This window comes from Oleiphilus sp. HI0080 (assembly GCF_001635135.1).
Genome location: NZ_LWFU01000275.1, coordinates 1 through 10,186, shown reverse-complemented (window position 1 = coordinate 10,186; position 10,186 = coordinate 1). Strand labels below are relative to the sequence as shown.

Genomic DNA, 10,186 nt, shown 5'->3' with positions numbered 1-10,186 from the left:
TGATGGCTGAGGCATTCATGGGCTATTTGCTTCCGTGGGGGCAAATGTCTTACTGGGGTGCTCAGGTAATCGTTAACCTCTTTGGTGCAATTCCTTTTATTGGTGAAGATCTGGCTCTGTGGATTCGTGGCGATTATCTCATTTCAGGTATCACGCTAAATCGTTTCTTTGCTTTGCACGTAGTTGCCTTACCAATCGTTATTTTGGCGCTTGTTGTTTTGCACATCCTCGCGCTTCACGAGGTGGGTTCGAACAACCCGGACGGGATTGATATCAAGAAGAACAAGGATGAGAACGGCATTCCGAAAGATGGTATCCCTTTCCACCCGTTCTACACTGTCCATGATTTAGTCGGTATTGTTGTGTTCTTGTTTGTTTTCTGTGCGGTGGTGTTTTTCTTTCCAGAGATGGGCGGGTACTTCATAGAGAAGCCTAACTTCGAGCCGGCAAATCCTTTGAAAACTCCAGATCATATAGCGCCAGTTTGGTATTTCACGCCGTTCTACGCGATTCTGAGAGCGGTGCCTGATGCATTTTTGGGTGTGGTAGCCATGGGGGCTGCGATCGCGGTTCTGTTCGTGTTGCCTTGGTTGGATCGAAGTCCTGTTCGCTCAATGCGTTACAAAGGTAACTTGAGTAAGATTGCGCTTCTTTTGTTCGTAATCGCATTTTGTATTCTTGGCTATCTAGGTGTCGTTATCGCTACGCCCGGAAGAACGCTTTTAGCGCAGGTCTTGACGGTTATCTATTTCGCCTACTTCCTGTTGATGCCTTGGTACACAAGCATTGAGAAAACTAAGCCGGTTCCAGAAAGGGTGACAATGAAATGATGAGAATAATTACAGCATTAGTTTTCGCATTTAGTGTGAGCGGAGCCTTTGCAGCCGGTGGCGCGTCGGTCCCTCTCGATCATATTAAAACGGATATTCGTGATCAGGAGTCTATGCAGCGAGGCTTAGCGCTGTTCACGAACTACTGTTTCGGTTGTCATGCTCTAGGCTATTCGCGTTATGAGCGCGCAGCAAATGATTTAGGCATTCCAAATGAAATTTTCGAAGAGAATTTATTGGATGGCGAAGCAAAAATTGGTCAGCTAATGACGATATCTATGGCGAGTGATCAAGCAAAGGTGTGGTTTGGTAATCCGCCTCCAGATTTGACGTTAGTGGCTCGTTTACGAGGTGCAGATTGGTTGTATAGTTATCTGCGCGGCTTTTATGCTGATCCAAAACGTCCTTACGGCGTAAACAACGTTGTTTTTAAAGACGTTGGCATGCCTCACGTTTTGGAAGGGCTTCAGGGGGTTTGTGCTGACGCACCTGAGTTGGGTATTGAGCCTGAGGTAGATCCTTTGTCAGGTAATATCGTTAAGAGTAGTGGGTGTGAAACTTACGCAGTTGAAGGTTCTATGTCGCCGGAAGAGTACGATGAAGCGATATATGATCTTGTAAACTTCCTAGAGTACGTCGGTGAGCCGTCGCGTGTTCAGAGCGAGAGGCTTGGATTGTATGTATTGGTGTTTCTCGCGTTCTTGTTCGTGTTTGTTTATTACTTGAACAAAGAGTACTGGCGCGATATTCACTAAGTAATATTGTGTTTGAAGAAAGGCTGTTGGCTGCGGGCAACAGCCTTTTTTGTTTGGAATAGTTTGAGGGTTATACCGGCTTGATGTAATCGTGTATAATTCGGCCAGTTTTTATCTTTGGACATGTTTTGTCCATCAGCAGCAAGAGGAAGCCCAATGGGAGTTGTGACCAAGCGGTCGTCAATGACGTTTTTTTCAGATGGTAATAGTCACTATAGTCACAGAGTACGGATCGTTCTCGCCGAAAAAGGTGTAGCAGTTGATATTATCGATGTAGATCCAGATGAGAAGCCTGAAGAGCTTGCTGATCACAATCCATACAATGAGCTCCCGACGTTGGTTGATCGAGATCTTGTGTTGTACGAAGCGGATATCATGATGGAATATTTGGATGAGCGTTTTCCGCACCCGCCATTGCTTCCTGTATACCCTGTTGCTCGTGCACAGAGTCGTCTAATGATGTATCGAATCGCAAAAGACTGGTGTTCGTTGGTTGATGGTATTCTTGCGGATCCGAATGGCAGGCAGGCTGAAGGTTTGCGCAAAGAATTCAAAGAGAGTCTCTTGGCGACCGCGCCAATTTTCGCTGAAAAGCCGTTTTTCATGAGCGATGAGTTTACGATTGTAGATTGCTGTGTGGCGGCGATTCTATGGCGTCTACCTGTTCTTGGAATCGAATTGAATGAGGCGGCTGCTAAGCCAATTTTGCGTTACATGGATAGTATGTTCGCAAGGGAATCTTTCAAAGAGAGTTTGTCGGAAGTTGAAGCTGAAATGCGCCACTAGGCGACAATAGAGGAGGATGGTGTGACCCCAAGTAGGCCATACCTAGTTAGAGCATTAAACCAATGGATTATCGATAACGGTCTCACCCCTTATTTGGTGGTGGATGCCGGTGTTCAAGGTGTTCATGTGCCTGAGGACTACGTTACCAATGGTCAGATCATTCTCAATATTAGCCCTGGTGCCGTGAATAGCTTGAGCATCGAGGATCGTGCGATTGAGTTTCAAGCACGATTCGGCGGTGTTCCAATGCAAGTTTATGTTCCTATTATTGCTGTAATGGCGATCTATGCTAAAGAGAATGGGCAGGGAATGGTTTTTGGTGCTGAGCCTGGAGCGCCAGAGCCTCCGCCGTTTGATGAGGCCCCTACTGAAGGTGATGACGCTCCATCGTCGCACAAACCTTCACTTAAAATCGTTAAGTAGTCTTTCGTTACAGAGGAATGCCAAATAGGCGTGACTCGATGCATCGAATCAATGTGTTGGAGCTGAGAAGTGTGAGTTCGAGTGCTCTAGATAGGCTTGGGGTATTGAACGAAACTTCTTGAGTTCTGTGCTGAGTAGCAAGTCCGCCGAGAGCTGCGCCACAATTAAATATAATGATTCGCATGCCTTTTTCGTTAGCGCTTTCGATGGCTTTAATAATGTCTGCTGTATTATCGTCTAGTGCGAAGGCGATAAGGCAGTCGCCTTCCGACCCAATCGCCCTTATCTGCTTTGAAAAAACAAACCCGCTTTCCTGATTCTTTGCGACTGATGACATCGTGACTGAATCTGCCGATAGGTTGATCGCCGGAAGGCCCGGTCTTTCAAACTCATGCTGATCCATTAGTCCGGTGGTGAGGATTTGCGCAATAGGTGCGGCGAATCCGCTCCCGCAAATCAACACCTTTTTGTCATCAAGTAACGATTTAGCTATTAGGTCAGCGGCTGAATCTACTTGTAAAGCAACGGCCTGAATGTTCTCCGCAGTGCTGTCGATGGCATCGCAAAGATAGGTGGTAACCGGTGTTAATTCGCTCATCTGTAGCTTGGCTCTCCAAAGGCGGAAACGATCCAGGATACCTCTGTCTCGTTATTTTTATTGTCAAATGCGATTACGTCGAATCTACAGGGTCTGCTTGTATCGGCTCGACTGGTCAGATAGTGATTGGCAGCTTTGAGTAGTTTGCTGCGCTTGTTAGAGGTAATGCTCTCAAGTGCTGAGCCATATTTTGCAGTATTTCGATAGCGCACTTCAACAAATACGATGGTTGAGCGATCAAGCATGATGAGATCGATCTCTCCGAGCCTGCAGCTATAATTTTGTAAGACTAACTTTAATCCCTTGCTTTGCAGATAATGCTTTGCTTTGTTTTCGAACTCAAATCCTTTTGAGCGCATTTTGATTGCTCCCTGCTTTAGTTAATCGTGATGGCTTTGCCCCTGCGATACATGGCCCATTGTAGTGCCCGCTCTACAACACCGTCAGGGTTTACGTTTAGCTTGCCTGTAAGCCCCTGAGCGAAACTGTTCGGTATCTCTCTCAGTATTGGGAGTCGGGGGGCAAGAAGATAGGCGTCGGCACCGAGCGCGTAGAATCGCGCGTATCTGTCACTGAGCGCGGGGCGCGTCGTTTCGATCTGGGCTTTTAAAGGGTTCGATTGCGTGAATACCCATGGAATGTCAGGGAACTGTACCCTGCTAAGATCATTGTTTGCGTCAACTCGGCCGGGTGTGTGTATGCTAGAGCTAGCAAAGACTGGTAGATCTTGTGCGAAGTTGAATGCCAAGAGGGGCTTTATCTGTTTGCCGTCTTCGTGGTTGCCTAGCACTAGAATCGCATCTAGGTCATTTCGTCTCTCTGGTCGGGTTTCTAGGGCGAGCCCGGTGACTCTCATAAGCTTTCGGCTGCGCTGCTTGCTGTCAGCCGTTGAAAGCATTGTTGCAACCGTTTGTGCGAGGCTGCGATCCGCGCCAAAGTAAGCTTTTGAAACCACATGTCCTCCCATGGATTCAAAGTCTTCCTCAAAGCTTTGGCTGAGGCGTATTGCTCTTTGGGTATCTGGAGCAATAACTGCTACGCGCTGCATGCCTTGCTTGCTCATTCGCCCGCTGATTTGGCTCATTTCCTGTTCTGGATCGAGTCCAAACAGAAATAAGCGATGCTGATAAGGCGTGTTTGGTGGATTGTTGAGCGCTAAAGTATTAAGCGACAAAGGGCTAACCTCGGAGAGTTTTTCAATGTCTTCTTTTGTAATTGGGCCGATTACCAAGGTTTTATCTGGCAGGCTCTGCTGAGTATTAAGATAAAGCTTTTCGATGTCGAGCTCGGCAGTGTCAAAGGTTTCGATCCGTAGCTTGCTCTCGTGCTGCTGGTATTGGAAGTGCGCAGCGAGAAAGCCATCCATGATTGCGGTTCCAATATTCGCCAATGGGCCCGATAGTGGGAGGGCCAGAATGATTTTATCCGGCGCTGTTTCGGGCAAGCGAGATAGTAGATCCAATTCCATTGGGAGGGACTGCGTGGCGGGGTGGTTTGGGTTTTGTGCCATCCAGCCGTCGAGTACGCTAAATTGGTCATCTATGCTGCTTTGATTGAGCTTTACCTGACGCGCTAGCTCAAGCCATGCAATCGTGTTTGGATTGTCGCCGAAGTATGTATAGGAAACTAAGTCTTCTGTCCTGCTTCGTTGAAATAGAAGCCATATTTCTTCGTTGAGTTGTGCGCTTTCATTTACTCCAAATACGCCCTCGTAATCAGCAAGCAATACAGCAGCGTCTAGAGGTTGCTCGACTTTGCTATATGCGCTGGCAATGAGCCGTACAATTTTTTCTTGTCTGCTTAGTGTTGTTTGAAGTGCGTCACTTAAAGAGATTAAACCAAGTTGTTCTTTTGCCACGGAAAGATTGCCGGTCCTTAGACTGGTTTCGATGAGTAAAAGTCGAAAATCGGTGATAGATTGCGCGGAAAGTGAGCCGACCTCAACGAGACCAATTGTATGCGCCGCCTGCGCATCGAGCCCTTTTTCAGAAAAGAGCTTTGCGGAGCTAAGGTAAAGTTCACTTTTTCGCTGGCGATCTTTTTCGTTGTGCGCCTCTGACAATAGCTTTTCTTCTTCGCTGAGCATTGTGGTAGCACCCTGTTTTATATCGGTGCGAGTTTGTTTTTTAGGTGTGCTGCAGGCGGATAAAAGAGCGCAGGCAAGGATGGTTAGGGACAATCTAAGAATAAGGGTTTTCATGCTTAAGTATAGTAGCGAGAGGTGAAGCTGCTATGATAGCTGAAATCTAAAGCGAGGATAAGAAGTTTGGAATCTGCACTGTATATCGTAGCCACACCCATAGGAAATCTTGGAGATATAACGCATAGAGCAATTGAAACCCTGGCAGGCGTCGACTTGGTTGCAGCGGAAGATACGCGTCATACAAAAAAACTTCTTTCACATTTGGGTTTGACTAAAGATATGCAGTCTCTGCACGATCACAACGAGCGGGATAAGGCGTCTTATCTACTTGATCTTGTCGCGGCTGGTGGCTCGGTAGCGCTTGTCTCTGACGCGGGTACGCCTCTCATTTCTGATCCTGGTTATGTTTTGGTTGCTCAGGCTAGGCAAAGAGAGTTGAAAGTCGTGCCAGTTCCGGGTGCGTGCGCGCTTATTGCGGCGCTGAGTGCCTCCGGTTTAGCCTGTGATCGTTTTTCATTTGAGGGTTTTTTACCGGTGAAGTCGAAAGCCAAGAGGGATGCTTTAGAGATATTGAAGAGCGAGCCCAGAACGTGTGTTTATTACGAGTCAACCCACCGCATTGTCGACACGTTAAAGGTGGTGGCCGAGTTGTTGCCGAAGCGGCAGATTACCATCGCGAGGGAGCTTACGAAGACTTTCGAGACTTTTCTGTCTGGGCCATCTGAAGATGTTCTAGGTTTAGTCGCGTCGGATGCTAACCAGCAGAAGGGGGAGTTTGTTCTTATTGTCGAAGGTTGGCGGCAAGAAGTCACGAACGAGATAGGGGAGGAGCCGGCAAGGTTGCTGAATGCGCTTTCAAGAGAGTTACCTCCCAAGAAAGCGGCGATGATCGTAGCGGACCATTATGGGCTAAACAAAAAGTTGCTTTACCAATCTTTGATAGAGTGATCTAGATGCCTTAGTTACTTGTTAAAAACTGTAAAATAGAACAGAATCTAACCAACAATAAATAATGCTAGGTGAATCGATGGAATGGTTATGCCGAAGCAAACAGAGCTGTTTTCGCTTAACGGCGCATATTCTTTTTGCTGTTTGTCCTTTTCAGTCTGTAGTCGCTTTTGAGATTTTATCTGAAGGCGCCATGGACTCTGTCTCGGCTGTTGCCTCGGGGTCGGCAGAAAATCTTCTTAATGTAGCGGGCGCGCCTGCGGCGGGTCTTGTTGTTGACGGATACGACGCTTTGCCATATCAATTGTCAGAAGGTGCAAATGGTTCTTCGGCTTCAGGGGAGTCATTAGACTCTGTATTGTTAAATCAGATTGAAGATTGGGCTGATGATCGGCGAGAGTCGTCTGGATCAGGTTTTGAGGTGGGCTTTGTAGAGCAGCTGCCGCAGGCAGGTGGATCCATTTTGGATGAGGGAGGGCTAGAGAGCGAGCCGCCCGACGATGTCGTAGAGCTCAACGAGTTAGAAGGCGAGGATGAAGAGGAAGAGAGGCGCTTAGCGCGCACGATTGAGCGAGATGAGCTTGGCGAGCTAATCCCAGAGGATCGGTTCTTTGATACCTCATTCGAGGAGCGGGTTTCGATCAATAATGATCTCAGTGACTATGATCGAAACCCCGGGGCTGGCTTCGTTTTTGATCGCTCATCGGAAAATGCAAATCGTCTTACCTCGCTTCGTGAAGAGAACAAGCCACTTTTCTGATTCACTAATAATTCTTGCTATCCATTTCTATCTGGTTACACTTGCCCAGAGCTTGCTGGGCAATCGCCTTACTTTGTGAGGAGGAAAGTCCGGGCTCCATAGAGCAGAGTGCCAGGTAACGCCTGGGGGGCGTGAGCCTACGGAAAGTGCAGCAGAAAGTGTACCGCCTAAGCTATCTTGTATAGCCGGTAAGGTTGAAAAGGTGCGGTAAGAGCGCACCGCGCGACTGGCAACAGTTCGTGGCGATGGTAAACCCCACTCGGAGCAAGACCAAATAGAAATCCGATGGCGTGGCTCGCGCTGGATTTGGGTAGGTTGCTTGAGCTAGTTGGTGACGGCTAGCCTAGATGAATGATTGTCCTCGACAGAACCCGGCTTACAGGCAAGCTCTTTTTCTTCTATAGATCTCTTTGCGCTCTTTTTGGCGCGCATCTCAATAAAACGTTATTAAACTTAAAGTAATTTCTAGCTTTGTATTTTATGCTACTGAAAATGCTAGATATTAGTCTCTTTTTCCTCCCTTGCTCTGCTTGGTTACGCTCCCAAACCTACTGTTATAGCTGCGACGCCCTTAAAAATGCTGCGTTTATTTGCTTGATTTAGCACTATTGAGTTTCTATAGTGGGGAAAAGTAGTGAAACGTGGGTTTTTTTGGTATTTTTTACCAAATTATAATAATTCTGAGGGTATTGGGTGTTTCTAGGTAGCCACGCAATCAACATGGACGCCAAAGGGCGTATGGCGATTCCGACAAAAATTCGGGAATCGTTGTCGTCTTTTTGTGGTGGTCGCGTCGTCGTGACTGCTCATACCGAAGAGCGGTGCCTGTTGGTCTACCCAGAGAACCAATGGCAAGAGGTGCTCCCAAAGCTAGAAAGTCTCCCTTCGCTTAATAAAGCTGCGCGCAGAATACAGCGGTTGATGATTGGCTATGCAACGCCTCTCGAGATGGATGCGAACGGAAGGATTCTATTGCCGCCGACGCTTCGCGAATACGCGGGACTAGAAAAGAAAACCATGCTCGTTGGTCAAGGTAAGAAATTTGAGCTTTGGAGTGAGGAGCGCTGGTTCGAGTGGTTGGATGAATCAGGAGCAGACGATGAGTTGCCTGAAGAGTTTCACGGTTTGTCGCTCTAATGTCGACTGACTCGGCGCACGTCACCGTCCTACTTGAAGAGGCCGTTAAGGCTTTAGTGTCTGACCCAGGCGGGCGATACGTCGACGGGACATTTGGGCGTGGAGGTCATGCTCGATTGATTCTAGAGTCATTGTCAGCGCAAGGTCAGTTAGTGGCCATAGACAAAGACCCAGAAGCAGTGCGCGTTGCGACTGAGCTGGCTGCGATGGATAGTCGGTTTGCTATNGAGCACGGCTCGTTTACAGAAGTGAAGAATTATGTGGGTGCACGCTCTTGGCCGGGAGCGACAGGAATTTTAGTTGACCTAGGAGTGTCTTCGCCTCAGTTAGATGATGCAGAGCGCGGCTTTAGCTTTATGAATGATGGGCCGCTCGATATGCGGATGGATACCAGTCGAGGTCTTAGCGCAGCCGAATGGGTCGCAAAGGTAGAAGAGCCTGAGTTGATTCGGGTGTTAAGAGAATACGGTGAAGAGAAGTTTGCGCGGCGAATTGCTGGGGCGATTATAAGAGAGCGAGGTGTTGCTCCAATTACTACAACGGCTCGTCTCGCCAATGTTGTTTCCGAGGCAAACCCTTCTTGGGAGAAGCATAAGCATCCTGCCACTAGAGCATTTCAGGCGATTCGCATTGAGGTGAATCAGGAACTGAATGATCTGGAGCTGTTTTTGGAGAATGCCAGTGATGCGCTCTCAGTGGGCGGGCGCTTGGTGGTTATTAGCTTCCACTCGCTTGAAGATCGAATGGTTAAGCGGTTCATGAAGAAAATGGCGAAGGGTGACGAACCGCCACCGGGAGTTCCTGTGTTGGAAAGTGATATAACGCGAAGATTTAAGTTGATGAGTAAGGCAATGAAGCCCGCCAAGCAAGAAATAGAACGCAACCCTCGATCTCGCAGCGCTGTGATGCGAGTACTGGAGAAGTTAAGTGATGATTGAGCTTCTAGGTTTTTTAGTAAGAGTGCGGCATGCGGATGCGATTCGAGAAAGTGTAAAGCCGCTGTTTGATCGTGAGTTGCTGCCCGATTCACTATTAGGGCGGATACAGTCCATTTGGAGAATTCTCCCAGTTCGCGAGCTAATTCTCTCTTTGGGATTGGTGCTAGTGATGGTTTTAACGGCGCTGGGCGTTGTCTACTCCTCTCACATATCGCGAGAGTTGTTTGCGGAGCAAGCTTTGTTGCAAGAGCGAAATGACCAGTTGCAGTTGGAATGGGCGCAGCTGCTGTTGGAGCAGAGTGCATTTACTTCTCCGAGTCAGATCGAGAGTGTCGCTGCTCAAGAATTAGAAATGGTGCTGCCGGATGTGCGCAGTATCGAGTTGGTTAAATAGGTAGGCATTGGAACGACCGTGAACTCGTCAAACGAAAACCAAGAACCAGTTATGATCATGTGGCGCTACTATGCGCTGCTAGCCATGCTGACGCTTGTGATTCTGACTTTGCTTGGTAGGGCGGTCCATTTACATATTTTTGAGCAGAGCTTTTTATCCTATCAGGGCGATGTGCGCTCAATTCGTTACGAAAGGATTCCTGGGCATCGCGGAACTATCTCCGATCGAAATGGAGATCCTTTAGCCATTAGCGCAGCGGTTGAAACAATCTACGCCAATCCTAGCGAGATAGAGCTCAATGAAAAGGAGTATGCCCGACTTGCCTCGGCGCTCAGTGTAAACAAGAAGTGGCTTAAGAAACGACTAGAGTCTAACACTTCCAAGAAGTTTGTTTATCTCAAGCGTAAGACATCTCCTCACGAAGCCCGGCAAGCCATGCAGCTGGGCTTCACTGGTATTTACAGCCGACGAGAG

General features: G+C 48.0%; 12 protein-coding genes, 1 other RNA gene and 1 pseudogene. 11 read left to right on the top strand and 3 right to left on the bottom strand.

Annotated features, from left to right (window positions below; genetic code table 11):
- The 4 genes from A3751_RS02930 to A3751_RS02915 form a co-directional block, all read left to right on the top strand.
- Positions 1-830 (top strand): cytochrome b N-terminal domain-containing protein (locus tag A3751_RS02930; RefSeq protein WP_068451876.1); only part of this gene is annotated, 830 nt, incomplete at its 5' end.
- The gene (locus A3751_RS02925; protein WP_068451870.1) at positions 827-1,585 is read left to right on the top strand and encodes a cytochrome c1; all 759 of its coding nucleotides are present in this window, start codon (positions 827-829) and stop codon (positions 1,583-1,585) included. The genes A3751_RS02930 and A3751_RS02925, both read left to right, overlap by 4 nt.
- 156 nt (positions 1,586-1,741) lie before the next feature.
- On the top strand, positions 1,742-2,371 hold the full coding sequence (locus A3751_RS02920) for a glutathione S-transferase N-terminal domain-containing protein (RefSeq protein WP_068451868.1): 630 nt from the start codon (positions 1,742-1,744) through the stop codon (positions 2,369-2,371).
- 21 nt (positions 2,372-2,392) lie between these two features.
- Positions 2,393-2,794, top strand: a complete 402-nt coding sequence (locus A3751_RS02915) for a ClpXP protease specificity-enhancing factor (protein ID WP_082863021.1) — start codon at positions 2,393-2,395, stop codon at positions 2,792-2,794.
- A 7-nt stretch (positions 2,795-2,801) separates the two neighbouring features.
- Here A3751_RS02915 and A3751_RS02910 read toward each other — a convergent pair whose 3' ends face one another.
- From A3751_RS02910 to A3751_RS02900, 3 genes are read right to left on the bottom strand one after another with little or no spacing between them, the layout of a single operon-like run.
- Entirely contained in the window at positions 2,802-3,392 is a 591-nt protein-coding gene (locus A3751_RS02910) for an SIS domain-containing protein (protein ID WP_068451863.1), read from the bottom strand.
- Positions 3,389-3,751: a YraN family protein gene (locus A3751_RS02905; protein ID WP_068451860.1), complete on the bottom strand. Its 363-nt coding sequence runs from the start codon at positions 3,749-3,751 to the stop codon at positions 3,389-3,391. Before A3751_RS02905 ends, A3751_RS02910 begins: the two co-directional genes overlap by 4 nt.
- Positions 3,752-3,768: 17 nt before the next feature.
- On the bottom strand, positions 3,769-5,478 hold the full coding sequence (locus tag A3751_RS02900; protein WP_068451858.1) for a penicillin-binding protein activator: 1,710 nt from the start codon (positions 5,476-5,478) through the stop codon (positions 3,769-3,771).
- Between the two features lie 153 nt (positions 5,479-5,631).
- Here A3751_RS02900 and rsmI point away from each other — a divergent pair, with 153 nt between their 5' ends.
- From rsmI to A3751_RS02865, 7 genes and pseudogenes are all read left to right on the top strand, one after another.
- Positions 5,632-6,483: a 16S rRNA (cytidine(1402)-2'-O)-methyltransferase gene (gene rsmI, locus A3751_RS02895; RefSeq protein ID WP_068451855.1), complete on the top strand. Its 852-nt coding sequence runs from the start codon at positions 5,632-5,634 to the stop codon at positions 6,481-6,483.
- A 79-nt stretch (positions 6,484-6,562) separates the two neighbouring features.
- Positions 6,563-7,243 (top strand): hypothetical protein, encoded by a 681-nt coding sequence (locus A3751_RS02890; RefSeq protein ID WP_156492227.1) that lies wholly within the window; start codon positions 6,563-6,565, stop codon positions 7,241-7,243.
- 47 nt (positions 7,244-7,290) lie between these two features.
- Positions 7,291-7,638, top strand: an RNA gene (gene rnpB, locus A3751_RS02885) — RNase P RNA component class A.
- Between the two features lie 298 nt (positions 7,639-7,936).
- Complete coding sequence (gene mraZ / locus A3751_RS02880; protein ID WP_068451851.1) at positions 7,937-8,380, top strand: division/cell wall cluster transcriptional repressor MraZ; 444 nt, start codon at positions 7,937-7,939, stop codon at positions 8,378-8,380.
- A complete protein-coding gene (gene rsmH / locus A3751_RS02875; RefSeq protein WP_068451848.1) occupies positions 8,380-9,318 on the top strand; it encodes a 16S rRNA (cytosine(1402)-N(4))-methyltransferase RsmH in 939 nt (312 codons plus the stop codon). The genes mraZ and rsmH overlap by 1 nt, the downstream gene beginning before the upstream one ends.
- Positions 9,311-9,712 (top strand): cell division protein FtsL, encoded by a 402-nt coding sequence (gene ftsL / locus A3751_RS02870; RefSeq protein WP_082863019.1) that lies wholly within the window; start codon positions 9,311-9,313, stop codon positions 9,710-9,712. Before rsmH ends, ftsL begins: the two co-directional genes overlap by 8 nt.
- An 18-nt stretch (positions 9,713-9,730) precedes the next feature.
- Positions 9,731-10,186, top strand: a pseudogene (locus A3751_RS02865) (penicillin-binding protein 2); the annotation flags it as partial.

Excerpts from the sequence above, each read along its gene's own strand:
- A3751_RS02900 (WP_068451858.1), bottom strand. The coding sequence starts at position 5,478 with ATGCTCAGCGAAGAAGAAAAGCTATTGTCAGAGGCGCACAACGAAAAA.
- A3751_RS02920 (WP_068451868.1), top strand. The coding sequence starts at position 1,742 with ATGGGAGTTGTGACCAAGCGGTCGTCAATGACGTTTTTTTCAGATGGT.
- A3751_RS02910 (WP_068451863.1), bottom strand. The coding sequence starts at position 3,392 with ATGAGCGAATTAACACCGGTTACCACCTATCTTTGCGATGCCATCGAC.
- A3751_RS02890 (WP_156492227.1), top strand. The coding sequence starts at position 6,563 with ATGGAATGGTTATGCCGAAGCAAACAGAGCTGTTTTCGCTTAACGGCG.
- A3751_RS02925 (WP_068451870.1), top strand. The coding sequence starts at position 827 with ATGATGAGAATAATTACAGCATTAGTTTTCGCATTTAGTGTGAGCGGA.
- A3751_RS02905 (WP_068451860.1), bottom strand. The coding sequence starts at position 3,751 with ATGCGCTCAAAAGGATTTGAGTTCGAAAACAAAGCAAAGCATTATCTG.
- ftsL (WP_082863019.1), top strand. The coding sequence starts at position 9,311 with ATGATTGAGCTTCTAGGTTTTTTAGTAAGAGTGCGGCATGCGGATGCG.